The 24,468-nt window shown below is 67.4% G+C and carries 21 protein-coding genes; 13 read left to right on the plus strand and 8 right to left on the minus strand.

The features are described 5' to 3' along the window. The first annotated feature begins 8 nt into the window (after positions 1-8). Both mfd and NWF34_RS08225 read left to right on the plus strand, forming a co-directional pair. The gene (gene mfd, locus NWF34_RS08220) at positions 9-3,584 is read left to right on the plus strand and encodes a transcription-repair coupling factor (protein ID WP_258324681.1); all 3,576 of its coding nucleotides are present in this window, start codon (positions 9-11) and stop codon (positions 3,582-3,584) included. A 160-nt stretch (positions 3,585-3,744) separates the two neighbouring features. Beyond that, positions 3,745-4,650, plus strand: a complete 906-nt coding sequence (locus NWF34_RS08225; protein ID WP_006434323.1) for a MazG family protein — start codon at positions 3,745-3,747, stop codon at positions 4,648-4,650. A gap of 8 nt (positions 4,651-4,658) precedes the next feature. Here the strand turns inward: NWF34_RS08225 and efeB are convergent, their stop codons facing one another. From efeB to efeU, 3 genes are read right to left on the minus strand one after another with little or no spacing between them, the layout of a single operon-like run. Next, a complete protein-coding gene (gene efeB, locus NWF34_RS08230; protein WP_006434324.1) occupies positions 4,659-5,984 on the minus strand; it encodes an iron uptake transporter deferrochelatase/peroxidase subunit in 1,326 nt (441 codons plus the stop codon). Continuing rightward, on the minus strand, positions 5,981-7,189 hold the full coding sequence (efeO, locus tag NWF34_RS08235; RefSeq protein ID WP_006434325.1) for an iron uptake system protein EfeO: 1,209 nt from the start codon (positions 7,187-7,189) through the stop codon (positions 5,981-5,983). Before efeO ends, efeB begins: the two co-directional genes overlap by 4 nt. After that, positions 7,186-8,148 (minus strand): iron uptake transporter permease EfeU, encoded by a 963-nt coding sequence (efeU, locus tag NWF34_RS08240; RefSeq protein ID WP_024497807.1) that lies wholly within the window; start codon positions 8,146-8,148, stop codon positions 7,186-7,188. The genes efeO and efeU overlap by 4 nt, the downstream gene beginning before the upstream one ends. A gap of 242 nt (positions 8,149-8,390) precedes the next feature. Between efeU and NWF34_RS08245 the strand changes: the two genes are divergently transcribed. The 7 genes from NWF34_RS08245 to NWF34_RS08280 all read left to right on the plus strand — a co-directional run bounded on the left by NWF34_RS08245 (position 8,391) and on the right by NWF34_RS08280 (position 14,688). Continuing rightward, positions 8,391-9,752 carry a sulfatase gene (locus NWF34_RS08245; RefSeq protein ID WP_096273634.1) on the plus strand — a complete coding sequence of 454 codons (1,362 nt, stop codon included), beginning with the start codon at positions 8,391-8,393 and terminating at the stop codon, positions 9,750-9,752. 308 nt (positions 9,753-10,060) lie between these two features. Next, on the plus strand, positions 10,061-10,831 hold the full coding sequence (locus NWF34_RS08255) for a lytic transglycosylase domain-containing protein (protein WP_024497805.1): 771 nt from the start codon (positions 10,061-10,063) through the stop codon (positions 10,829-10,831). 170 nt (positions 10,832-11,001) lie between these two features. Further along, positions 11,002-12,285 carry a phosphopyruvate hydratase gene (gene eno, locus NWF34_RS08260; protein WP_006434329.1) on the plus strand — a complete coding sequence of 428 codons (1,284 nt, stop codon included), beginning with the start codon at positions 11,002-11,004 and terminating at the stop codon, positions 12,283-12,285. 12 nt (positions 12,286-12,297) lie between these two features. Beyond that, on the plus strand, positions 12,298-12,990 hold the full coding sequence (locus tag NWF34_RS08265; RefSeq protein ID WP_006434330.1) for a septum formation initiator family protein: 693 nt from the start codon (positions 12,298-12,300) through the stop codon (positions 12,988-12,990). 11 nt (positions 12,991-13,001) lie between these two features. Then, positions 13,002-13,547 (plus strand): DUF501 domain-containing protein, encoded by a 546-nt coding sequence (locus NWF34_RS08270; protein ID WP_006434332.1) that lies wholly within the window; start codon positions 13,002-13,004, stop codon positions 13,545-13,547. Beyond that, positions 13,544-14,491: a Ppx/GppA phosphatase family protein gene (locus NWF34_RS08275; protein ID WP_096273638.1), complete on the plus strand. Its 948-nt coding sequence runs from the start codon at positions 13,544-13,546 to the stop codon at positions 14,489-14,491. The genes NWF34_RS08270 and NWF34_RS08275 overlap by 4 nt, the downstream gene beginning before the upstream one ends. Before the next feature lie 26 nt (positions 14,492-14,517). Further along, entirely contained in the window at positions 14,518-14,688 is a 171-nt protein-coding gene (locus NWF34_RS08280) for a hypothetical protein (protein ID WP_182156268.1), read from the plus strand. A gap of 122 nt (positions 14,689-14,810) precedes the next feature. On the opposite strand, the gene NWF34_RS08285 is transcribed toward NWF34_RS08280, so the two are convergent. From NWF34_RS08285 to NWF34_RS08300, 4 genes are all read right to left on the minus strand, one after another. Beyond that, on the minus strand, positions 14,811-15,308 hold the full coding sequence (locus NWF34_RS08285; protein WP_096273640.1) for a DUF4395 domain-containing protein: 498 nt from the start codon (positions 15,306-15,308) through the stop codon (positions 14,811-14,813). A gap of 106 nt (positions 15,309-15,414) precedes the next feature. After that, complete coding sequence (locus NWF34_RS08290; protein WP_096273642.1) at positions 15,415-15,915, minus strand: hypothetical protein; 501 nt, start codon at positions 15,913-15,915, stop codon at positions 15,415-15,417. Positions 15,916-16,042: 127 nt separating this feature from the next. Next, the gene (locus NWF34_RS08295) at positions 16,043-17,263 is read right to left on the minus strand and encodes an acyl-CoA desaturase (protein ID WP_006434338.1); all 1,221 of its coding nucleotides are present in this window, start codon (positions 17,261-17,263) and stop codon (positions 16,043-16,045) included. A 67-nt stretch (positions 17,264-17,330) separates the two neighbouring features. Then, positions 17,331-18,455: a ferredoxin reductase gene (locus NWF34_RS08300; RefSeq protein WP_006434339.1), complete on the minus strand. Its 1,125-nt coding sequence runs from the start codon at positions 18,453-18,455 to the stop codon at positions 17,331-17,333. A gap of 158 nt (positions 18,456-18,613) precedes the next feature. Between NWF34_RS08300 and NWF34_RS08305 the strand changes: the two genes are divergently transcribed. The 4 genes from NWF34_RS08305 (at position 18,614) to NWF34_RS08320 (ending at position 23,116) form a co-directional block, all read left to right on the plus strand. Further along, on the plus strand, positions 18,614-19,273 hold the full coding sequence (locus NWF34_RS08305; RefSeq protein WP_096273644.1) for a TetR family transcriptional regulator: 660 nt from the start codon (positions 18,614-18,616) through the stop codon (positions 19,271-19,273). A 266-nt stretch (positions 19,274-19,539) separates the two neighbouring features. Then, positions 19,540-20,718, plus strand: a complete 1,179-nt coding sequence (locus NWF34_RS08310) for an LLM class flavin-dependent oxidoreductase (RefSeq protein WP_096273646.1) — start codon at positions 19,540-19,542, stop codon at positions 20,716-20,718. A 44-nt stretch (positions 20,719-20,762) separates the two neighbouring features. Beyond that, complete coding sequence (gene sfnG, locus NWF34_RS08315) at positions 20,763-21,875, plus strand: dimethylsulfone monooxygenase SfnG (RefSeq protein WP_258324682.1); 1,113 nt, start codon at positions 20,763-20,765, stop codon at positions 21,873-21,875. After that, positions 21,872-23,116: an SfnB family sulfur acquisition oxidoreductase gene (locus NWF34_RS08320; RefSeq protein WP_096273650.1), complete on the plus strand. Its 1,245-nt coding sequence runs from the start codon at positions 21,872-21,874 to the stop codon at positions 23,114-23,116. Before sfnG ends, NWF34_RS08320 begins: the two co-directional genes overlap by 4 nt. Before the next feature lie 72 nt (positions 23,117-23,188). Here NWF34_RS08320 and NWF34_RS08325 read toward each other — a convergent pair whose 3' ends face one another. Beyond that, positions 23,189-24,388 carry a TerD family protein gene (locus tag NWF34_RS08325; RefSeq protein ID WP_096273653.1) on the minus strand — a complete coding sequence of 400 codons (1,200 nt, stop codon included), beginning with the start codon at positions 24,386-24,388 and terminating at the stop codon, positions 23,189-23,191. Between the last annotated feature and the right edge of the window lie 80 nt (positions 24,389-24,468).

Consider the following 24,468-nt stretch of genomic DNA (forward strand, 5'->3'; position numbering starts at 1 on the left):
TCGGCGGAGTGTCGACGCTCCGTGCCCTGTCCGGTCTGGCCGCGCTCGCGTGTGCGGACAAGTCCTTCCGCGAGGTCCGCGAACGCCGTGGCGAACAGCGCCTCGACATCACCGCACCCGATGCGGCGCGGCCATTCCTCGTCTCCTGCCTGGCCACCGACGCCGACGCCCCGCTTCTCGTCGTCTCCGCCAACGGTCGGGAGGCCGACGATCTGACCGCCGAGCTCGCGGAGATGCTCGACGACGCCGACGCGGTGGCCCAGTTCCCGTCGTGGGAGACCCTCCCGCACGAGCGGCTGTCGCCCAGCGCGGACACCGTGGGTCAGCGACTCGCGGTGCTGCACCGTCTCGCCAATCCCGGCGACAAGCCGCTGCGGGTCGTGGTCACCACGGTCCGCTCACTCGTGCAGCCGATGGCGCCGGGCCTCGGTGACGTCGCCACGGTCACCCTGCGCGAGGGCATCGAGGTCGACTTCGACGGCTTGCTCGCCCAACTCGTCGAGATGGCCTACGAGCGTGTGGACATGGTCGGACGCCGTGGCGAGTTCGCGGTCCGCGGCGGCATCCTCGACGTCTTCCCGACGACCGCCGACCACCCGGTCCGCGTCGAGTTCTGGGGCGACGAGATCACCGAGATGCGGGCGTTCTCGGTCGCCGACCAGCGCAGCCAGCCGGAGGTCGAAGCGACCGAGGTGCGCATCCACCCGGGCCGCGAACTGCTCCTCACCGAGAAGGTCCGTACGCGCGCAAGCGATCTCGCCGCGGAGAACCCGGACGACACCACGCTCTCCGAGATGCTCGGCAAACTGGCCGAGGGCATTCCGGTGGAGGGGATGGAGGCGCTGATCCCGGCGCTCGTCGACGGCGAGATGCAACTGCTGACCGAGGTGGTCCCGGCCGGGACGCGTGTGCTCGTCCTCGATCCGGAGAAGGTCCGGACCCGCGCCGCCGATCTGTCCAAGACCGGTGCGGAGTTCCTCGAGGCGTCGTGGACGGCCGCGGCGATGGGTGCGAATGCACCCATCGACGGCCGCTCGGGTGTCGGCATCGACCTGGAGGCGAGCGCCTACCGTCCACTCGACGACGTGCGCGCCGCGACGCTCGAGGCGGGCCGCCCCTGGTGGACCCTGTCGCCGTTGTCGACGGGGAGTGGGGACGAACTCGAGCTGGACCTGGTCCCCGGTCCCGCGCCACGTGGCGACGAACGCGAGATCGCAGCCACGTTCGCCCAGCTGCGAGCCCATGTGTCCGACGGCAAGACCGCCGCGATCGTCGTCGCCGGCAAGGGCACCGCCCAGCGCGTCGGCGAGCGACTGTCCGAGGCCGAGGTGCCGTACGTGATCGCCGAGCCGGGACATCGTCCCGAGCCGGGCGAGGTCGCGGTCTTCGGTGCGACGCTGCGCAACGGCATCGTCTGCGCCGACGCCGGTCTCGTCGTCGTCACCGAAGCGGACCTCACCGGCACTCGCGTCGCGAATGTCCGCGACGGGCGCAAACTCCCGGCCAAGCGTCGCAATCAGGTCGACCCGCTGGCCTTGACCGCCGGTGACCTCGTCGTGCACGACCAGCACGGCATCGGCAAGTTCGTCGAGATGATCGAACGCACCGTCTCGGGTGCGCGTCGCGAATACCTGGTCCTGGAATATGCATCGAGCAAACGCGGCCAGCCCGCCGACCGGTTGTACGTGCCGATGGACGCCCTCGATCAGCTGTCCCGGTACGTCGGTGGCGAGCAGCCCTCGCTGTCCAAGCTCGGCGGGTCGGACTGGCAGAACACGAAGCGCAAGGCGCGCAAGGCCGTTCGCGAGATCGCCGGCGAGCTGGTACAGCTCTACGCCGCACGTCATGCTGCCCCGGGTCACGCCTTCGGGCCCGACACCCCGTGGCAGCAGGAGATGGAAGACGCCTTCGACTTCACCGAGACGATGGATCAGCTGACCGTCATCGCCGAGGTCAAGTCCGACATGGAACGTCCGGTCCCGATGGACCGCGTCGTCGTCGGCGACGTCGGCTACGGCAAGACCGAGATCGCCGTGCGTGCCGCGTTCAAGGCCGTCCAGGACGGGAAGCAGGTGGCCGTTCTGGTGCCGACGACCATTCTCGCGCAACAGCATCTGCAGACGTTCACCGAGCGGATGAGCGGATTCCCCGTGCGGGTGCGCGGGCTGTCGCGTTTCACCGACGCCAAGGAATCCCGCGAGATCACCGAGGCGATGGCCAAGGGCGAGGTCGACATCGTCATCGGTACGCATCGTCTCCTGCAGACCGGCATCACCTGGAAAGACCTCGGACTCGTGATCGTCGACGAGGAACAGCGATTCGGCGTCGAACACAAGGAACACATCAAGTCGCTGCGCACCCACGTCGACGTGCTGACCATGTCCGCGACGCCGATTCCGCGAACGCTGGAGATGTCGATGGCCGGCATCCGCGAGATGTCGACGATCCTCACCCCGCCGGAGGAACGCCATCCGGTGCTCACCTACGTCGGCGCCTACGCGCCGAAGCAGGTCGCCGCCGCGATCCGTCGTGAGCTGCTGCGCGACGGTCAGGTGTTCTACGTCCACAATCGTGTCTCGACCATCGACAAGATGGCCAAGGACATCTCCAACATGGTCCCGGAGGCGAGAGTTGTCGTCGCACATGGCCAGATGGGGGAGGACCAGCTCGAGCGCACGGTGTCGGGGTTCTGGAACCGCGAATACGACGTGCTGGTCTGTACGACCATCATCGAGACCGGTCTCGACATCTCCAACGCCAACACGCTCATCGTCGACCGTGCCGAGAACCTCGGCCTCTCGCAGCTTCATCAGTTGCGCGGACGCGTCGGCCGCAGTCGTGAGCGCGGTTACGCCTATCTGCTCTACAGTCCCGATCGTCCGCTGACCGAGACGGCCTACGACCGGCTGGCGACGATCGCCCAGAACAACGAACTGGGTGCCGGAATGGCGGTGGCGCTCAAGGATCTCGAGCTGCGCGGCGCCGGAAACGTGCTCGGCGCAGAGCAATCGGGTCACGTCGCGGGTGTGGGCTTCGATCTGTACGTGCGCCTCGTCGGTGAGGCCGTCGAGGCGTATCGCGCGGCCGCCGACGGCCAACCCGTGGAGACGCAGGAGGCGGGCGAGGTGCGCATCGATCTGCCGGTGGATGCGCACATCCCGGTCGAGTACGTCGACTCCGACCGTCTGCGCCTGGAGGCGTATCGCAAACTCGCGTCGGCCGGCGATGACGCCGCGGTCGACGCGGTTCTCGTCGAACTCAACGACCGCTATGGTCCGCCACCGGTCGAGACCACCCGACTCGCGTCGATCGCACGTCTGCGTCTGCGCTGCCGCGAACGCGGGATCGCCGAGATCGGTCTGGCCGGACAGGGGGTCAAGATCTCGCCGCTGCCTCTGCTCGACAGCGAACAGGTGCGCCTGCGGCGGTTGTACTCGTCGGCGACATACCGGGCGACGACCTCGGTGGTCACGCTCCCGATCCCGCGGACCGGGGGAGTCGGCTCGGCACGTCTGCGCGACGACGAGCTGATCGAGTACCTCACCACGTTCCTGACGCAGCTGAAGCCGGAGCCGAGCGGCTGACCACTGAAAACCACCCCTGGAAAGCACCCGTCAGGGCGGTGTGAGTGACACTATGTCGTCGAAGTGCCTGCTCAGGGTGGTTTTCGGGGGCGGTTTCCAGGGGTGGTTTTCGGGGGACGGTCGAGAAGCAAGTCGGGGGTCGAGAAAGGACGTACGACGAATGACGGTGGTGCTGCTGGACCCGGCACGGCCCGACCTGATCCCCATCCGGGCGCGCGCCTGGCTCACGGGACCGGTCAAGGTCACCGAGGACGTGCCCGCCGTCCTCCTCTGGGAATTCGACCACGTCGAACCGGTTTTCGACGAGGTGCTCGGTGAGACCCCCGTCGACTCCGTGCTGGTGAGCACCGACGCCGATCACCCGCTCGTCCGCGCCCGCGCCGCCCGCGGTGAGCAGGTCATCGCCGCGGCGAAGGTGTCGGGGATGGCGCTGCTCGACTCGGTCGCCCTGATGGACACGTTGCGCCGCAACGGACCGTGGGAGAGCACCCAGACGCATCACTCACTGCGGCGCTACCTGCTCGAGGAGGTCTACGAACTGCTCGACGCCATCGAGACCGGCGACCAGATCGAGCTGAAGGAAGAACTCGGTGACCTGTTGCTGCAGGTGCTCTTCCATGCGCGCATCGCCGCCGACGATCCGGAGTCGCCGTTCGACATCGACGACGTCGCACGCAGTTTCACCGCCAAGGTGATGGGACGCACCCCCGGTGTGCTGTCGGGCGCCCACGCCGACCTCGAGACCCAGATCCGGGAATGGGAGGAACGCAAGGCCGCCGAGAAGCAGCGCGGTTCCGTCCTCGACGGGGTCGCCACCACACAACCGTCGCTCGCTCTGCTGCAGAAGATCCTCGAACGTCTCACCGCCGCGTCGTATCCGGTGGAGACGATCCCGGCCGAGACCTGGACGGTCACCGTCACCGCAGGCGACGACAGCGTCGAGGCGCAGGCCCGGGACAAGGCTCTGGCACTGATGGCGTCGGTGTACGCCGCCGAGGCACGGGCCAGGGAGCAGGGCGTCGTACTCGATTCACGCGAGGCGTGGCTGAGCGTGCTCGCGGGCTGAGCAGGACCTCACTCGAAAAGTCGCTGCCCCCACCACTCGCCGGGCTCGAGGCCCGGTGGGATCGCGAAGGTCGACGAGCCGTTGGGGATCAGGTACTCGGTCATCGCGTCCTGGCGGGACAGGATCTGCTGCATGGGGACGAACTGTTTGCCGGTGTCGCGGTTGAAGGCGATGAAGAACAGGCCGGCGTCGAGGTGGCCGAACCCGTCGGAGCCGTCGGTGAAGTTGTAGCCGCGGCGAAGAATCCGCACGCCACCGAGATTGTCCGGATGCGCCAGCCGCACATGGGAGTTCCGCGCGATGACCGGTGTGCCCCCGGAGGTGATCGCGAAGTCGGGGTCGTCGAACTCGCCGGACTTGCCCAACGGTGCACCGGACCGTTTGGTGCGGCCGACGATCTGCTCCTGCTCGAAGAGGTTGGCGCGGTCCCACGGTTCGATGTCCATGCGGATGCGGCGGGCGACGAGGTAGGTGCCGCCGGTCATCCACTGCGCCGCCGGTGGATTGTCCTCGGGACCGACCCACACCCAGCGGTCGAGGAGGTCGGTGTCCTCGGCGCGCAGGTTCGCCGTTCCGTCCTTGAATCCGAACAGGTTTCGGGGTGTGTCCTGGGACTGCGTCGTCGACGACGTCCGGCCGAACCCGAGCTGCGACCAGCGGACCGACATGACGCCCACCGCCATCCGCGCCAGGTTGCGGATCGCGTGGACCGCGACCTGCGGATCGTCGGCGCAGGCCTGCACGCAGATGTCGCCGTACGACCGTGCGGGTTCGATCTTCTCGGCCGCGAACATCGGCAGGTCGACGAGCGCCGGCGGTCGACGGTCGGCGAGCCCGAACCGATCGGGACGGTCGGGAGCCGACGCGCTGGGACCGAAGAGTCCGGGTCCGAAGCCGATCGTGAGGGTCAGGTGAGCGGCGCTCAGTCCCAACGCTTCTCCGGTGTCCTCCGGTGGCGTGTACTCGCCGAGTCCGGTGGCGCCGTCGGCGACGGTCTCCTCACCACGGGTCATGCGTTCGGCGGCCTCGGTCCAGCGGCGCAGCACGGACACGAGTTCGTCCCGGTTGTCGGTGACCACGTCGAAACTCGCGAAATGCAGACGATCCTGGGCGGCGGTGATGATGCCCGCCTGGCGCGGACCCCGGAACTCGACCACGTGATCGGCTGACGGTGCCGGGGTGGTGGCGCGCCCGACGGCCACCCCGCCCGCGGCGACGAGCAACCCGGCGCCGGTCCCGCCGAGGATCGCACGACGCGACAGACCGCGTCGTGTCGTGCGCCTCACGGGTTCGGTGGTCTGTGCGTCGTCGGGGCGGGGAGCCGGATCATTCATTGCTGCAACACGATTCCTGGTACCTGGGACAGGGTGGCCGACAGTGCGTCGATCTGATTCGACAGTTCTTTGCGCTGCTCCGGGGTGACCTCGGTGTACGACACGTAGCCGTCACCTTCACGGTAGGAGTTGACCGAGGTGCGAACCGTCGCGAACTGGGCGGTGATCTTGTCCATCAGCGCCGGGTTCTTGGCGGAGATGATCGGCTGCAGCGTCGCGATCGCGGTTTCCGAACCGTCGAGGTTGCCCGCGAAGTCCCAGAGATCGGTGTGGGAGTAGCGGTCCTCCTCGCCGTCGACCTTGGTGGCGGCGACCTCGTCGATCAGCGCCTGCGGGCCCTTCACGAACGAGAGTGTCTCGAACTCGAAGTCGGGTTTGCTGACCTCGTCGCGAAGCTTGGTGACGTTGGCGAGCAGACCGTCGGCGATCCCGGCGATGGCCTGCGGGTTGTCGGTCTCCTTGGCGTTCGCGGCATCCGACGGGGTGATCTGCCCGGGCGCATCGCCGATCTCGGCGGGCTGCGGCGGCCACAGGAAACGTTCGATGCGATGGAATCCGGTGAACGGCTGGGAGCCGTCCTCGGTGTCGTCCCACCGCATGTCGACGGCGGGGTCGAGGTCGGGGAAGGACTCGGCGACCGGCTCGATCCGTTCGTACGGCGTGCGGACGAGGCCGAATTGCGCTCGCGCAGCGTCGAGATCGCCCTTCTTGATGTTGTCGACGAACGTCGTCGTCTGGGCGTGCAGTGTGTTCAGCTGATTGCGGACGTATTCGAGGTACTGCGCCTTGGCGGCCGTCACGTCGGCCGGGACGCCGGATTTCTCCTTGCGCTCACCGCCGACCTCGAGCTCGGTACGGATGCCGGTACCGACCATGCCGGGCTTGCACGCGACGGTGTAGGTGCCGGGTTCGACGATCTCGACGGTCAGGTTCCCCGAGAGTCCGGGGCCGATGTTCTCGACCTCGCCGAGCACGCGGTTGTTGTTTCCGTAGACGTAGAACTCGGTGACCTTGTTGCCCGAGTTGGTGACCGTGAAGTCGATGTTCCCGGTCGTGGCCTCGTTCGAAGCCAGCTCGCAGGCGTCGGCGGTGGAGGTCACGGCGATCGCGCCCTCGGCGCTGCTCTTCTCGGTACAGCCGGTCAGCAAGATGGGGGTGAGCACCACCGCGGCCGCAGATGCGGCCACCACGGTTCTACGGTTCACTGAGGATTCCTTTCGGGGGTGGGCTCCGCAGGTGCGGGGCTCTCGTCGGGGGTTCGGGTCCTCTGGGCGACGGCCCGCCGGCCGGCTCGCTGGCGGCGGAAGAAGATCGCGGTCACCACGACCACGTAGACGATCCAGACGAGCACCTGCAGCACCGTCGGATCCGGCCGCACGTTGAAGATGCCGCCCAGGACGGTTCCGTACCACGAGGAGGCGTCGTACGTGCCGGAGACGTCGAACGCGATGTTGCCGAGACCGGGTAGCCAGCCCACCGTCTGCAGCGCGCGGATTCCGTAGGTGAGGATTCCGGCGGCGACGACGATCAGGAACAGACCCGTGTAGGTGAAGAACACCGAGAGGTTCATCCGGATGGCGCCGCGGTAGATCAGCACCGTCAGCACGATGGCGGCGAGGATCCCGACCACGAGTCCAAGCAGTGGCCACAACCCGCCGGACACACTCTCGGCATAGCCGACCATCAGCAGCGCGGTCTCGAAGCCCTCACGTCCGACGGCCAGGAACGCCAGACCCAGCACCGACGCACCGCCGGCGAGGAGCGCCTTCGACATCCCGCTCTTGAGGTCGGCGGAGATGTGGGACGAGGCCTCGCTCATCCACAGCACCATGAACGTCACGATTCCGACCGCCACCAGCGATGCGACGCCGGCGATGGTCTCGGCCGCGAGCGGCGTCATCGTCGACGTACCGAAGTGGATGACGAGGAACACCACGAGGGTCATGGCGATTGCCGCACCCACGCCCGCCCAGATCCACTTCAGGGCGTCCCGGCGGTCGGTCTTGACGACGAACGCGACCAGGACCATGACCACGATGCCGGTCTCGAGACCCTCGCGGAGACCGATGAGGGCGCTGCCGAACATCTGGGTGTAGATCGACGGGCCCCCGCCGGCAGCGAGGAAAGACGTGCCGCTGGAGGCAAGTGCCGATATGTAATCCACTCGGTGGTCCATCTCCTTGGCGCCCCGCGGCACCGTTTGTTCTGTAAGGCTAGCCATAGCGAGAGTAGACCCAGGGTCGGAGGGCGCATAGGGCACATCGCCCTACCCGGGCGTGCGTCGCCCGTCGCCGCGGAGTTCGGCGCACGATGAATTCAACTGCGGGGCCGCTGCGGTGGGCGGTATGTCGGTATTCGGCGTCGGTGCGACCCCGGCACCGCCGTCCATCTGCGTCATCATGGGGAATGGCCCGCGAGAACGTCATCCTGATCCACTGGCACGACCTCGGACGCCATCTGACGTGCTACGGCGCGGACGGCGTCTCGTCACCGGCCCTCGATCAGCTGGCCGCGCACGGCATCCGTTTCGCCGACGCCCATTCCACCGCGCCGCTGTGCTCCCCGGCTCGCGGATCGCTGTTCACCGGGCGATACCCCCACCGCAACGGGCTCGTCGGGCTCGCCCACCACGGGTTCGAGTACCACGCGGATGTGCGGACACTGCCGTCGCTGCTCGCCGACGCGGGGTACCGGTCGGTGCTGTTCGGGATGCAACACGAGAGCGCGGACCCGCAGCGCCTCGGCTTCGACTCGGTCGACGTCTCCGACTCCCGGTGCGACCACGTGGTCGAGCAGTCCCAGGACTGGCTCCGGCGCCACGCCGACGAGGATCGGCCCTTCTTCCTGACCGCCGGCTTCTTCGAGACCCATCGGCCGTACCCGGCGGACGAGTACGAGCCGTCCGACACCAGTGGCATCGCCGTCCCGGGATTCCTGCCCGACACCGATGACGTCCGCGAGGATCTCGCGGGTCTCCATGGCTCCATCACCAAGGCCGACGCCGCGGTCGGGCGCCTGCTCGACACCGTTGCCGAGCTGGGTCTGGATTCGTCGACGTGGATCGTGTTCATCACCGACCACGGCCTGGCGTTCCCGCGCGCGAAGTCGACGCTCTACGCGGCGGGGACCGGCGTCGCGCTCATCATGCGGCCACCGACGCAGCGCGGGATCGAACCGCAGGTCTACGACGACCTGTTCTCCGGAGTCGACCTGACGCCGACCCTGCTGGAGCTGCTCGGTGTCGAGATCCCCGACGAGGTGGACGGTGACTCTCACGCGTCGGCTCTCGTCGGGCCGCTCGGCGAGCCGGCCGCGGCCGTCCGCACCGAGGTGTTCACCGAGAAGACCTATCACGACGCCTTCGACCCGATCCGCGCCGTGCGCACCAAGGAGCACAGCTACATCGAGAACTTCGCGACCCGCCCGGCGCTGTTGTTGCCGCTCGACATCGCCGACAGCCTGTCCGCACGATCGCTGGATATCGAAGCGATACAACAGGACCGGCCGCGGGTCGAGTTGTACGACCTGCGTTCCGATCCCCATGAGCGCAACAATGTCGCCGAGGACCCGGCGTATGCCGAGGTGCGTGCGGCACTCGCCGCGACCCTCTCCGCGTGGCGCGCCGAGACCGGTGACGACCTGCCGGACGAGGCCACCGGCACGGCCATCGCCCAACGCTTCATGGGCGCTTTGAATGCGAAGGCGCCGCGGGTGGAGTCGCAGGAAGACGCGTTGCCGTCGCGTCGTCCCCGGGGGTCGCGCCGCTGAGCCGAGAGCCACCCCGTCTGGACACTCACTACAGTCGTTACGTGTCAAGGGTTTCGGGCCGGACGCTGCCGACCGAGGCTCAGCGGGAGTAGACCGCGCGCGGTGGACTGCGTGGTGCCCGCTATCCGTGGGGCGACGCGCGCCCCGGTCCGGACCGACCCGGGGAACCGAACGCAACCGCCGGCAGTTGTCTTTTGTGAGCCACGCGGTTGTGTGTTGTGTGCGGGACCACGCCGTCACATGTGCGATCGTGGTCGCTCGGGCGGGCATCGGCTCGCTCCAGACCTGAGACAGGAGTGGAACGGGGAATGCGTGTGGTGGGCCGGGGGCGGAATCGTCGCTCGTGGAGGAGTGGGCTCGTGGCGGGTGTCGTGGCGATCGCATCGTCGGTGCTGCTCTCCGCGTGCATCGACCTCCCGTCGCTGAACAGGCCGGACATCCCCGAGGGCATCCCGCCCGGCGCCGGGGTGCCGCAGCCCTACATCGACATCAACGCACCCGGCCGGACCGCCGACAAGATGCGCGAGTGGGCCGAGCCCATCTCGAAGTCGACCGGCATCCCGGTCGTGTCCCTGCAGGCCTACGGCAACGCCGCCGAGATCCAGCGCCAGCAGCACCCCGAATGCGGCCTCGCGTGGACGACCCTCGCCGGAATCGCAGGTGTCGAGAGCAAACACGGGCACTACCGTGGTTCCGATGTCGCCGCCAACGGCGACGTCAGCCCGCCGATCCGCGGGGTCAAGCTCGACGGCACCAAGGGCAATATGGAGATCCGTGACTCCGACGGCGGCGGTCTCGACGGCGACTCCACCCACGATCGCGCCATGGGGCCGTTCCAGTTCATCCCCGAGACGTGGAAGCGCTACGGCGTGGACGCCAGCGGGGACGGTGTGCCGGACCCGGACAACATCGACGACGCGGCCCTCTCCGCGGCCCGCTACCTGTGCGTCTCGTCGGGCAACGACATGACGGTCGCCGAAGGGTGGGAGAAGGCCATCCGCCGATACAACAACTCGATGGCATACGTCCTCGACGTACGCGATCACGCCAACGCCTACTCCATCAATGTTCGGTTCTGACCCCGTCGGTGTTCGATTCTGACTCCGTCGACGCCCGGCTGGTAACCGGGATCCGGACGGTTGCTGCCGTGGCCCGAGACCTTGTCTCGTGCACCGTGGGGGCAGCCACTACTCTTTGACCTACCGACCGGCATCACAGCCGGCACGTCCACCGAGATCGGAGTTCAGTCGTGGCAATCATCGAGCAGGTAGGTGCGCGCGAGATTCTCGATTCGCGGGGAAACCCGACGGTCGAGGTCGAGGTCGTCCTGGACGACGGCACCTTCACCCGCGCCGCCGTTCCCTCGGGCGCATCCACCGGGGAACACGAGGCCGTCGAGCTCCGTGACGGTGGCGAGCGGTACCTGGGCAAGGGTGTCACCAAGGCCGTCGAGGGCGTCCTCGGCGAGCTGGCCCCCGCGGTGATCGGCATCGAGGCCGAGGAACAGCGTCTCGTCGACCAGGCACTGCTGGATTGCGACGGAACCCCGGACAAGAGCCGCATCGGTGCCAACGCGCTGCTCGGCGTGTCGCTCGCGGTCGCCAAGGGCGCCGCCGAGTCGGCCGGTCTGCCCCTGTTCCGCTACATCGGCGGCCCCAACGCCCACATCCTGCCGGTCCCGATGATGAACATCATCAACGGCGGTGAGCATGCCGACAACGGCATCGACTTCCAGGAGTTCATGATCGCGCCGGTCGGCGCTCCCACCTTCAAGGAGGCCCTCCGCTGCGGCGCCGAGGTCTACCACGCGCTCAAGTCGGTGCTGAACAAGCAGGGCCTGAACACCGCGCTCGGTGACGAGGGCGGCTTCGCCCCCGACCTGCCGAACACCGAGGCCGCGATCGCCGTGATCGGTGAGGCCGTCGGCAAGGCCGGCTACAACTTCGGTCGCGACGTCGTCATCGCGCTCGACGCGGCGTCGACCGAGTTCTACTCGAACGGCGCCTACAAGCTCGAGGGCAAGGAGTTCGGCGCCGACGACATGGTCTCGTTCTACGAGAAGCTCATCAGCGACTACCCGATCGTGTCGATCGAGGACGGTCTGTCCGAGGACGACTGGGCCGGCTGGGCCAAGCTGACCGAGTCGATCGGCGACAAGGTGCAGCTGGTCGGTGACGACCTGTTCGTGACCAACCCCGAGCGCCTCGAAGAGGGCATCTCGAAGGGCATCGCCAACGCGTTGCTGGTCAAGGTCAACCAGATCGGCACGCTGACCGAGACCCTCGACGCCGTCGCTCTCGCGCACAACAACGGCTACAAGTCGATGATGAGCCACCGGTCGGGCGAGACCGAGGACACCACCATCGCCGACCTGGCCGTCGCCTGCAGCTGCGGCCAGATCAAGACCGGCGCGCCCGCTCGTTCCGAGCGCGTCGCCAAGTACAACCAGCTGCTGCGCATCGAAGAGGGTCTCGGCGATGCGGCACGCTACGCGGGCGACCTCGCCTTCCCGCGTTTCTCGTTTGGTTCGTGATTAGCTGTCTTCATGGCTTCTGATCGACGTCACCGCGGTGACGGGCGTCAGCGTGCGCGGGACCGGAGGGTCGACCCGCGCGTACGCGACGCCCGTCGCACGCGACGACACGATCGGTCCGGCCGGCCGGCCCGACCTGTATCACCGGTCTCGGTCGTCGAGACCGGTGAGCAGGAGCTGATCAGCGACGACGCGGCGGCCGAAGGCCAGGACAGCGCCGCCGACAGCCCGGCCCCGTCCGGGGAGCGAGTCACCACACGACCCCGCCCGAGCGCATCCCGCGGCCGGATGCGATCCGGACTGGGTGCTCGGCTCCGCCGGCTCGAGATGACCCCGGCGACGGTCGCAACGCTCGTCATCACCGTCGTCGTGGTCTGCGTCGTGGCCCTCACGCTGGCCATGCCGCTGCGCACCTACTTCAGTCAGCGTTCGGAGTTCCGGCAGCTCACCGCGTCGAACGAACAGCTGCGGCGCGAGGTCGCCGACTATCAGCAGAAGGTCAACGAGCAGAACGACCCCGCCTACATCGAGGCCCAGGCGCGGACGCGTCTGCAATTCGTCAAACCAGGAGAGATTCCGCTCGTGATGTTGTTCCCCGCCGACGAGGCCCGCCGCGAGGCCGCCGAACGAGCCGAGGAGCGCGCGCGTGCGCCCTGGTACGGCAACCTCTGGGACACCCTGTCGACTCCGCCCGCCGCGCAGTGAGGTCAGAGACCGTGAGCGTGTCCGAAGACGACCTCGCCACCGTCGCAGCCCAGCTGGGGCGTGAACCGCGCGGGGTCATCGAGATCAGCTATCGCACTCCCGACGGTCAGCCGGCGGTGGTCAAGACCGCGCCGCGGCTGCCCGACGGCACCCCGTTCCCGACGCTGTACTACCTGACCGATCCGCGGCTGACCGCCGAGGCGAGCCGGCAGGAATCGGCCGGGGTCATGAAGGGGATGACGGCCCGGTTGTCGTCGGACCCGGAACTCGCCGCCGCATACCGTCGCGCGCACGAGGACTACCTCGCCGAACGCGACGCCATCGAATCGCTCGGCACCGACTTCACCGGCGGCGGGATGCCGGATCGGGTGAAGTGCCTGCACGTGCTGATCGCCCACTCGCTCGCCAAGGGGCCGGGACTCAACCCGCTCGGCGACGAAGCGGTCGCCCTCGCGGCCGCCAATGGGTTGCGCGGCAGCGCGATTCCCGCCGACTGGCCGGAGACCTTGCCGACTGAGACCTTGCCGCCGACGGAGACCTCCGGAGACGACGCGTGACGATCGTCGGTGCCGTCGACTGCGGTACCAACTCGATCCGTCTGCTCATCGCACGGCCGGGGGAGGACGGGCGCCTCGTCGACCTGCATCGCGAAATGCGGATTGTGCGACTCGGTTACGGCGTGGACGCCACGGGACAGTTCGCGCCGGAATCGATCGAACGTACCCGGATCGCGCTCGCCGACTACGTCACGACGATGGAATCGCTGGGCGTCGAGAAGGTCCGGATGGTCGCGACGTCGGCGACCCGCGACGCGTCGAACCGCGACGAGTTCTTCGCGATGACCGCCGATCTGCTGGGATGTGTGTCCGACGGCGCGATCGCCGAGGTCATCTCGGGTGACGAGGAGGCACGGCTGTCGTTCCGCGGTGCCGTCGGCGAATTGGACCCGGCCAGTGGACCTTTCGTGGTCACCGATCTCGGCGGAGGTTCGACCGAGGTGGTGCTCGGCGACGCCGACGGTGTCCACGCCGCATACTCCGCGGACATCGGGTGCGTGCGCCTGACCGAACGGACTCTGCCGTCGGACCCGCCGACCGCCGACGAGATCGCCGCGGCCCAGGCGTTCGCCGCAGAGCGGTTGGCCGAGGCCTTCACGCGGGTGCCGGTGGAGTCGGCCCGCACGTGGGTCGGCGTTGCCGGGACGATGACGACGCTCGCCGTGCTCGGCGCCGGACTCACCGAATACGACTCCGAGAAGATCCACCTCTCCCGTATCTCGCTGCCCGACCTGGACCGCGTGTGCTGGGACCTCATCGGCATGACGCGCGCCGATCGTGCCGCGCTGGGGCCGATGCATCCCGGTCGCGTCGACGTCATCGGTGGGGGATCGCTGGTCACGCTGGAACTGGCCCGGGTGCTGTCCGAACGCGCGGGTATCGCCGAACTCGTCGTCAGCGAACACGACATCCTCGACGGGATCGCGCTGGGCATTCTGGACTGAGCGGCCGGCCCGATAAGATGTGACGCATGGCATACAACCTGCACTGCCCCTGTGGCGAGTCCATCACCGCACTCGAGGACGACTTCGTCCCCAAGGTCCAGGCCCATCTGGCGGCCGAACATCCCGGCCGGGACTACAGCGAGACCGAGATCATGATGATGGCGATGACCGTGCCCGACCGCGCGGTGAAGGACTAACCCTTCGAGACGCCCTCCGCAAGCTCCGGGCTCCTCAGGGAGCGGATGTAAACCCACCCCTTTTCGGCAGAATCACCACCTCGCGGGGTGGTGATTCTGCCGAAAAGAGGGGGGTTTGCGTGTCAGACGGCTGCGGGGTTCCGCAGCGAGATGTTGTTGCACGCCTCGCAGACCGACTCGGGGATGATGCCTTCACGCTGCAGGAAACCGAAGATGGTGCAACCGAGGCAGAATCCGAAGACCGATTCGAGTGTCGCGGCGGCGATCAGGATGCCGGTGGCGAGCTGTGCGGCCAGGCCGAAACCGAACAGGCTGAGCACGAACGCGACACCGCTGACCACCAGGCCGATGGCCTGGGCGAAACGCTTCGGCGGACCCGGGACGAGCTTCTCCTTGCGGACGATCTTCGGGACGATGAACTTCACCGAGAGCTGACCGAAAGGGGAGAGCGTCGGACCCGACGCCACGCGCAGCGCGAAGCCGAGGGCCAGAAGGCCGTAGACGATCGGTTCGTTGACCGCGACCGCGATGATCGCGAGGACGACAACCAGGCCGGCGGTGGTCCGGGCCGCATAGTCGTTCACGGGGTTGGGAAAGGTGAGAACCTCACGCACCGACATCGACAGAAACCTCCATGAACTAGGAAAACCAGGACCAAGTTACGGGTGAGCCCGCGCTTTGGCAAAGGTTGTATTCACCCAGATCGCAACAGAGGTGAGTTCTGTCTCACAAATGATCGGTGTCAGGTGCGATGCGGGGTTCCTCGGCCGCGATCTCCCGCGGGTCGGCTACGTCGGGTTCGTCCTGATCTGTGACACCACCGTCGTTGGCGAGTTCGGCCTCACGGGAGATCTCGCCCTCCTGGTCGATTCCGGTCTGCTCGCCGACGTCGATGCGGTCGGGAACCTCGTCCATGTCCACTCCTGTCACTTTGCGTGCCTGCTCGGATTCGGAGAAGGGCGCCGACATGTCGGCGTCTTTGATCGCCTCGGCGTAGGCGAACTCGGCGTCGATGATCTCCCAATCGCCGCCTCGGGCCCGCTCGTCGGCCTTTGCCTTACGTGCGGCCTCACGCATCTCGAACCCGTCGGTGACGATCTCCCCGATCTCGCGGGTGACACCGGCTACGGCGCCGGTGATGATCGTCGCGATCCGGCCGACGTGCGTGGCCGTCGACTCGATCAGTTCCTGGAACAGGTCCTTGTTGCGTTCGATGCTGTCGACCATCTCTAACCCCCTGGGTGCTGAAGGGTGTGTGTCCCCGCGTGTGAGTGTCCGCGCACGGCCGTACGTGCGGCTGGTCCCGAGGGTACCCTCGGGACCAGCTGATCAAACGATTCCTAAAATGCGCTGGTCAGGCAGCAGAAACGGGCTTCTCGCGCTCGACGATGACGGTCAGATCGTCGTCGTCGCGGGTCATCCAGTTGGGCAGCGACAGCTTTGCGATCTTCTTCCAGGTCGACGCCAGCTGGTGACTGAGCGAGCCGGTGTTGTACGGCAATCCGTAGCGCTCGCAGATCTCTTGGACCTCGGCGGACATCGACGGGTAGCGGCTCGCGGGGATGTCCGGGAACAGGTGGTGTTCGATCTGGTGGGACAGGTTGCCGCTCATGATGTGGAACAGGGGGCTGCCGGTGATGTTGGCCGAGCCGAGCATCTGCCGCAGGTACCACTGTCCGCGGGTCTCGTTCTGGCATTCCTCCGAGGTGAAAGTCTGTGCCCCGGTGGGGAAGTGGCCGCAGAAGATGATCGAGTACGTCCAGACGTTGCGCACCAGGTTGGCGGCGGCGTTGCCGACGAGCGTCGGAACGAACAGCGGGCCGGTCAGCGCCGGGAAGACGACGTAGTCCTTGAGGACCTGCCGGCCTGCCTTGCGCCACATGCCTTTCACCAGGCCCTTGATGTCACTCCACTTGCGCTTGCCCTGGATCACGTTCTCCGCCTCCAGGTCATGGAGCATGACGCCCCACTCGAAGAGGAGCATGAGGGCGGTCGCATAGCCGAGGTTGCCCAGGTAGTAGGGATTCCACTTCTGGTCACGCGCCATCCGCAGGATGCCGTAACCGATGTCGCGGTCCTCGCCGATGATGTTGGTGAACGTGTGGTGCAGGTAGTTGTGGCTGTGCTTCCACTGGTCGGCCGGACACACGGTGTCCCACTCGAATTCGCGGGAGTTGTAGGTGTCCTCACGCATCCAGTCGTACTGGCCGTGCATCACGTTGTGGCCGATCTCCATGTTGTCGAGGATCTTCGACACCGAGAGTGCGCCGACGGCGGCGACCCACGCCGGAGGGAAGAACCCGAGGTACATCAGTGCGCGACCACCGATCTCGAATCCTCGCTGGGCGCGGATGACGGAGTACAGGTAGTCGCGGTCCTTCTGGCCGAGATCGGCGACGATGCGGGAGCGCAGTTCGTCGAGGTCGCGTCCCAGGGCCTCGACCTGCTCGTAGGACAGGACGACGGTGTTGGGGTCTGCGGGTGTGTTGTTGTCCGAGGTCTTCTCGGCGGCGCGCAGGGCCGGCAGGTTCTCGGTGGGCGCCTTGCGGGCGGCCTTTTCGATGTCGATGGTCATGGTGTGCCTCCTGCTGGGTAGGAGAGGGAATGGGTGGTGGTCAGCGGGATAGGGTGATCGTCGACCGTCAGAGTTCGATGTCGACGGAGCCGACCGGGGCGTTGATGCACAGTTGGATCTGTGTGTCGGACTCGGTGTCGGTCTCGCCGGTCAGCACGTTGCGGGTGCACCCCGATTTCTTGACGGCGGTGCACGAGAAGCAGATCCCCATGCGGCAACCGGACTCCGGGGTGAGCCCGGCGGCCTCGGCCTGGTCGAGGATCGGGCGACCGTCGTTGGTCGCCGTGGTGCCCGACCGGGAGAACGTGAGTTCGCCCTCGACCGAATCCGGGTCGACGACTGTCGTCGGGGTCAGAGTGAACGCCTCGCTGTGCAGTGGCTGCGAGATGCCGAGCGCGGCATGTACCTCGGCGACGGCATCCATCAGGGCCCGCGGTCCGCAGACGAAGACGTCGGCGTCGGCCAGACCGGGGACGTCGTCGAGGTGAGCGGCGGTGAAGTGACCGTCGCGATCGTCACGGGTGTGGTGTACCCGTAGGTCGATGTTGGGATGTGCGGACGCCAGCGCGACGAGTTCGTCGCGGTACGCGACCTCCGAGGCGGTGCGAGCGTAATGCACGAAAGTGATCGGTCCGGCGTACCCTCGGGCCACCAGCGTCCTCAACATTGAGAGCACAGGTGTAACGCCGCTGCCGCCGCTGATGAAGACGGCCGAGGTGGGGTCGGTCTCCGGTAGTACGAAGTCGCCGTCGGCCTGGGACAGTCCGACGACGTCACCCGGCCGGGCGTGTGCGCCCAGATGCTTGGAGACGAGGCCGTCGTCGTTGGCGGTGATGGTGAGTTCGATGTCGCCGTCGGGACCGGTGGCGGCATTCGCCGGAGAGAAGCACCTGGTGTGCCGAACGCCGTCGATGACGACGCTGAGCTGCACGAACTGTCCGGCACGGTGTCCTTGCCATTGGCGGGTCGGACGGATGGTGAGACGCACCGTGCGGGGCGTCGGGTGCTCGGCCCGCACGATCTCGCCGCGCAGGTCGCGCCAGGTGAGCATGGGGTCGAGCAGTTCGAGATAGCGGTCGACCGGATGCGGGGACAGTGCCGCCTCGACGATCGATCCGACCAGGCGGTTCCAGCGGCCGGGGCTGCCGGCGGCGGTGCCCCGGGTCGGGGTATGGGGTGTGCGAATGCTCATGAAAGGGCTCCGTTCGCATGATTCGGTGTACATGTGTACACAAACGAGTGTGACACGTGGCCGCCCGGGAGCGTCAAGCGGAAATCCCTGTGACGGCCGTCACTGTCGATGGGAGGTCGCGGTCCGGGCGGCGCGCGCCGGCGAATACACTCGACTCTGTGACACGCACGCGGAGTTCGAGCCAGCGCGATGCGCAGACGCGTGCGGACAAGAAGAACCAGACGCGCCAGGCGCTCCTCGACACGACGAGGTCCCTGGTCGGTGAGCGCAGCTTCGGCAGCATCAGCCTGCGCGAGGTCGCCCGCGGTGCGGGGATCGTGCCCACGGCCTTCTACCGGCACTTCGCCTCGATGGAGGACCTCGGGGTCACCGTCGTCGAGGATTCGATGCGGGTTCTGCGTCGCGCACTCCGAGAGGGTCGGCGCGATCTCGCGGCTCGCGAGGCGATGCCGACCGCGAAGAACTCCCTCGACATCCTGTTGCGTCACGTTCGCGAGAACGAGTCGCAGTTCCGATTCCTCATTCGCGAGCAGCACGGCGGTATCGCGGAGATCCGCCGCGCCATCGACACCGAGCTCCGGCTCTTCTCCAAAGAGCTGACCATCGACCTCGCCCGGATTCCGGACCTCGCGCCCTGGCAACCCGAAGACCTCGAGATCGCCGCCGAACTCATCGTCACGATCATGCTGACCGCGGTCGCCGACCTGCTCGACGGCGAGTACCGCGGTCGCGGCGTCGAGAAGGAGATCGTCGAGCGCACCGAACGCCAGTTGGTGATGGTGTTTCTCGGCATGGGGCAGTGGCGTCCGTCTGAGTAGGGCGTCCCTCTGAGTAGGGCGTGACCGGCCCGGTGACGCGCATGCGACCGTCGTCCTGCCCGTGACCTGCGTGAACGCAGTCGTTACCGAACACTGCGGACCGTTGTCCACTTGGCGTCACAGAGATTTCAACTGTGGCCTGGTGTCTCGCCGGTGTTCGACACTTGTCGCCGACATGTGTTTCGCGGTGCGGGTCCCTCGGTCCGCGCTGCCGATCGCACCTGCCGCTCCACCCCTTCTGCTCCACGACGAAAGGTGCCTCCGCGGTGTCTCTGCATTTCCACTGGTTCCTGCCCACCTACGGTGACTCCCGCAACCTGATCGCGGGCGGGCACGGCAGCCAGATGAACGGGGACCGGCCGGCCGACCTTCGATACCTCAAGCAGCTCGCGGCCGCGGCCGAAATCAACGGCTTCGAAGCGGTACTGACCCCGGCGGGACTGTGGTGTGAGGACGCGTGGCTGACCACTGCGGCACTCATCGACGCGACGGAGAGCCTGAAGTTCCTGATCGCCTTCCGTCCCGGACTCATCTCCCCGCTGCTCGCCGCCCAGATGTCGGCGACCTTCCAGTGGCATTCCGAAGGCCGTCTCCTGATCAACGTCGTCACCGGTGGCGAGTCCAGTGAGCAGCGCGCCTTCGGCGATTTCCTGGCCAAGAACGCGCGCTATGAGCGCTGCGCGGAGTACCTGGAGATCATCCGCCGCCTGTGGACCGACGAGGAGCCCGTCGACTTCGTCGGCAAGCACCTGCGTGTCGAGAACGCGCTGCTCGGCCGTCGCCCGACCCCGACCCCGCCGGTCTTCTTCGGCGGCTCGTCGCCGGCCGCGGGTGACGTGGCAGCCAGATATGCCGACACCTACCTGACCTGGGGCGAGCGGCCGGAAGCCGTCTCCGAGAAGATCGCTTGGATCAACGGACTCGCCGCTGCGCAGGGCCGGACGCTCGATCACGGCATCCGCTTCCACGTCATCGCCCGGGAGACCTCCGAGCAGGCCTGGGCCGAGGCGGAACGCCTTCTCGACAATCTCGATCCCGCTCAGGTCGCCGCCGCTCAGCGGAACCTCGCGCAGTCGGAGTCGGAAGGTCAGCGTCGTATGTCCGAACTGCATGGTCGCGGAGCAGCTTTCGAGGGTTCGACCGACCCGCGTTCGCTGGAGATCCACCCGGGCGTCTGGTCCGGCGTCGGCCTGGTGCGCGGCGGTGCCGGCACCGCGCTCGTCGGTTCCTACGACGAGGTCGCGGAGCTGATCGGCGAGTACGCGTCCCTCGGACTCGACCACTTCATCCTGTCCGGATACCCGCACCTCGAGGAGGCCTACCACTTCGGTGAAGGCGTCCGACCCGCGCTGGCTCGACGCGGTCTGCTCGACGCGGCCGACGCCCGTCCGAGCGAAGAGGTCCGTACCGCGTTCCTGCCGCGCCTGCAGGCCGCATCGTCCTGATCGATCCACGTTCCACCTGAGAATCCACCTGCGGAGGTAACACCATGTCCACCGAATCCATCGCGGACCAGATCAAGTTCGCCTATTGGGTGCCGAACGTCAGTGGCGGTCTGGTCACCAGCACCATCGAACAGCGCACGAGCTGGGACTACGACTACAACATCAAGCTCGCCCGGACCGCGGAGAACAACGGCTTCGAGTACGCCCTCTCGCAGGTCCGTTACGAGGCGAGCTACGGCGCCGAATACCAGCACGAGTCGACCAGTTTCAGCCTCGCCCTGCTGCTCGCGACGCAGCGGCTGAAGGTGATCGCCGCCGTGCATCCGGGCCTGTGGCATCCGGCGGTCCTCGCCAAGCTCGGCGCCACCGCCGACCACCTGTCCAAGGGCCGTTTCGCGATCAACGTGGTCAGCGGCTGGTTCAAGGACGAGTTCACCCACCTCGGTGAGCCGTGGCTCGAACACGACGAGCGCTATCGCCGCAGCGGCGAGTTCCTCGAGGTCATCCGCAAGATCTGGACCGAGGACAACGTCGACTACCGCGGCGACTTCTACCGAATCCACGACTTCACGCTGAAGCCGAAGCCGCTCAACACCCCCGAGCGTCCGAACCCGGAGCTCTTCCAGGGCGGCAACTCCACCGCGGCCCGCAGCAACGGCGGCCGCTTCGCGGACTGGTACTTCTCCAACGGCAAGGACTTCGACGGCGTCACCGAGCAGCTCGACGACCTGCGCGCCGTCGCGCAGGCCCACAACCGTTCGGTGAAGTTCGGCCTCAACGGCTTCATCATCGCCCGCGACACCGAGAAGGAAGCCCGCGACACCCTGCGCGAGATCGTCGAGAAGGCGAATCGTCCTGCGGTGGAAGGTTTCCGGGATGCCGTACAGCAGGCCGGCAACTCGACCGGTGACAAGAAGGGCATGTGGGCGGACTCGAAGTTCGAGGACCTCGTCCAGTACAACGACGGCTTCAAGACGCAGCTGATCGGTACCCCGGAGCAGATCGCCGAGCGCATCGTCGCCTACAAGCGTCTCGGCGTCGACCTCATTCTCGGCGGCTTCCTGCATTTCCAGGAGGAGATCGAGTACTTCGGCGAGAAGGTGCTCCCGCTCCTGCGCGAACTCGAGGCATCGCTGACCCCCGCAGCAGTTCTGTGACGGCTGTAAGTCAGGCCCGACCCGAATCGGCGAGCCGGATCCAATCGACGGCCAAAGCTCTCTCCGTCGCAAGGGAACTCGCTGCGACGTTCGCGGCCGGTGCAGGCGAGCGCGATCGCGACCGCCGCCTGCCGTTCGCCGAGATCGATCGCCTGTCGGCGTCGGGTCTTCTCGCGTTGACGGTGCCCGCACGGTTCGGTGGGCTCGACGTGTCGCCGAGTGTGCTGGCCGAGGTCGTCTCGATACTTGCCGCCGCCGATCCCAGCATTGCGCAGATCCCGCACAGTCATTTCGTCTACCTCAACCTGGTGCGCCTCTCCGCGGGAGATGCGTTGGCCGAGCGCATCTTCACCGATGTCCTGGCCGGTGGCCGGGTGGCCAACGCGCAGTCGGAGCGCGGCGGCAAGACCATCGCGGACATCTCGACCCGTCTGACCCCGATCGACGGCGACGGTGGGCGGTTCGTCCTCGAGGGTGAGAAGTTCTACTGCACGGGTTCGCTGTTCGCGCACACGCTCGCCGTCCTGGCGAAGCTCGATGTGGCGGCCGGCGACCTCGCACCAGGTGAATATGTGGCCTTCATCCCCGCGAATGCGCCCGGTGTGGAGATCATCGACGACTGGGATGCCGTGGGGCAGCGGACCACCGGTTCGGGAACCGTCCGATTCTCGGGTGTCGGAGTGACCGCGGCCGACCTCGTGGCGCGCGCGTCGGCGACGTCGGCACCCACCGCGTACGGCGCGTACGCGCAGTTGCTCCACGTCGCGATCGATGTGGGCATCGCTCGGGGTGCGCTGACCGCGGCGGTCGAGTTCGTGCGGACCAAGGCCCGTCCGTGGTTCGAGGCGGGTGTCGACCGGGCGGTCGACGATCCGCTGGTGGTCCAGCGTTTCGGTGAACTCGAGGTCGACGTCGCAACTGCCGAGGCGATGCTCGTCGCCGCGGGTCGCAGGGTCGACGAGGCCGTCGACGGCTCGGCAGGCGCGCCGCGTGAACTCGTCGCCGAGGCGTCGATCGCGGTGGCGCGTGCCAAGGCCGTGGCCGACCGGGTCGCGGCGCCGGTCGCGTCGGCGCTCTTCGAGGTGAGCGGAACCCGCAGTGCCGCGGCCGGGACCGGGCTCGATCGCTACTGGCGTGACGCCCGGACGCACACTCTGCACGACCCGGTCCGGTGGAAGTACCAGCACATCGGGCGCTGGCTGCTCCGTGGGGAGGATCCGCCGCTGCACGGCGTGATCTGAATTCGCCTGTAGCAGAATCGCGTTGCGTTTGATCCCGGCTCCCGGGATCAAGCGCAACGCGATTCTGCTCTTCTACAGGTATTTGCCCACGTGTGAGAGCGCCTTCTTCGGGGTCTTGGCGTCGAATCCCTCGCCGATCGCCCGTAGCTTCCATTCATCGCCGTCGCGGCCGATGACCGCCATCGCGACGGCGGTGAACGGCATGCCGCCCTTGAGGGTGTAGCGGGCGAGTTCGGCTGACGTCGTCTCGTCGACGAGACGGCAGTAGGCGTTCTCGATCTTCTCGAAGGTGTGGCCGCGGTAGGACGTGACGATGAACATCAGTGCGTCGATGCGGGCCGGAACCGACTGCAGCGCAACGCGGATGACCTCGTCGTCGCCCTCGCCCTCGCCGGTCAGGTTGTCGCCCGAGTGCAGGACCGAACGGTCCTTGCTGTTGAGGTGGCCGTAGTACACGGTCTCGACGCACTGGCCGCCGGAGAACATCAGCACCGACGCGTCGAGGTCGATCGACCCGCCGCGGCCGAATCCTCCGCGTACCGGGTCCCAGCCGAGGCCCATGCGGATGTTGGTGAGCTTGACGCCACCCTCCTTGCGCAGCGTGACCTTCTGGCCCTTGGTGAGGCTGACCGGACGATCCTTGCTCAGGCTGATCTCCGGTGCCCGAGGTGGAGCGGGTGGCGGCGTGGGAGCAGGCGGGGGAGTCGAAGCAGGTGGGGGAGCGGCGGGCGGCGAATAGGTCGGCGTGGTCTGCACGGGTGCGGGAGTCGGCTCCTCGTCGACGCTGACACCGTGGTCACGGACGAGATCGGCGAACCCGCCGGCATATCCCTGCCCGACGGCGCGCACCTTCCAGTCGAGGTTGCGCCGGTAGACCTCGAGGGCGATGACGACGGATTCCGTCGTGAGGCCGGTGACGGTGAAGTCGTAGAGTTCGCGTCCGCCGCCGTCGGTCACCCGCGCGATCGGCGGCGCGAACCGGCCGAACGTGGAGCTCGTGTCGTCGAGGGTGATGACGGCACGGACGGCGTCGATGTCCGCGGGGATCTCGTTGGTCGAGATGTGCAGTCGCGCCGGACCGTTGGGCGCCTGCTGCAGCGAAACACCCGGACCGGTGGGCTGGTTGTAGAAGACGAAGTCGTTGTCGCTGCGCACGACGCCGCGGTCGGTCACCAGCAGTGCCGACACGTCGGCGGCGGTCGCGAGTTCGACGGAGACGACGATCTGGGAGGTCGACAGCGGGCCGTTCTGGCCTTTGGTCAGCGAGGGCATGGTGCACAGGGTAGTCATCGGTCGCCGTCGGCGTCCGAATGCGATCGTCCGGGCGACAGAGAAGTGTCAGTCGGTCGGCT

Origin of the sequence: Gordonia sp. GONU, assembly GCF_024733855.1 — a bacterium.
In the GTDB taxonomy this organism is placed as follows: Bacteria; Actinomycetota; Actinomycetes; order Mycobacteriales; family Mycobacteriaceae; genus Gordonia; species Gordonia amicalis.

Bases quoted from the DNA above. Each gene is read 5' to 3' on its own strand.
- NWF34_RS08225 (WP_006434323.1), top strand. From the start codon at position 3,745: ATGACGGTGGTGCTGCTGGACCCGGCACGGCCCGACCTGATCCCCATC.
- efeB (WP_006434324.1), bottom strand. From the start codon at position 5,984: ATGAATGATCCGGCTCCCCGCCCCGACGACGCACAGACCACCGAACCC.
- NWF34_RS08245 (WP_096273634.1), top strand. From the start codon at position 8,391: ATGGCCCGCGAGAACGTCATCCTGATCCACTGGCACGACCTCGGACGC.
- NWF34_RS08255 (WP_024497805.1), top strand. From the start codon at position 10,061: ATGCGTGTGGTGGGCCGGGGGCGGAATCGTCGCTCGTGGAGGAGTGGG.
- NWF34_RS08265 (WP_006434330.1), top strand. From the start codon at position 12,298: ATGGCTTCTGATCGACGTCACCGCGGTGACGGGCGTCAGCGTGCGCGG.
- NWF34_RS08280 (WP_182156268.1), top strand. From the start codon at position 14,518: ATGGCATACAACCTGCACTGCCCCTGTGGCGAGTCCATCACCGCACTC.
- NWF34_RS08285 (WP_096273640.1), bottom strand. From the start codon at position 15,308: ATGTCGGTGCGTGAGGTTCTCACCTTTCCCAACCCCGTGAACGACTAT.
- NWF34_RS08290 (WP_096273642.1), bottom strand. From the start codon at position 15,915: ATGGTCGACAGCATCGAACGCAACAAGGACCTGTTCCAGGAACTGATC.
- NWF34_RS08295 (WP_006434338.1), bottom strand. From the start codon at position 17,263: ATGACCATCGACATCGAAAAGGCCGCCCGCAAGGCGCCCACCGAGAAC.
- NWF34_RS08300 (WP_006434339.1), bottom strand. From the start codon at position 18,455: ATGAGCATTCGCACACCCCATACCCCGACCCGGGGCACCGCCGCCGGC.
- sfnG (WP_258324682.1), top strand. From the start codon at position 20,763: ATGTCCACCGAATCCATCGCGGACCAGATCAAGTTCGCCTATTGGGTG.
- NWF34_RS08325 (WP_096273653.1), bottom strand. From the start codon at position 24,388: ATGCCCTCGCTGACCAAAGGCCAGAACGGCCCGCTGTCGACCTCCCAG.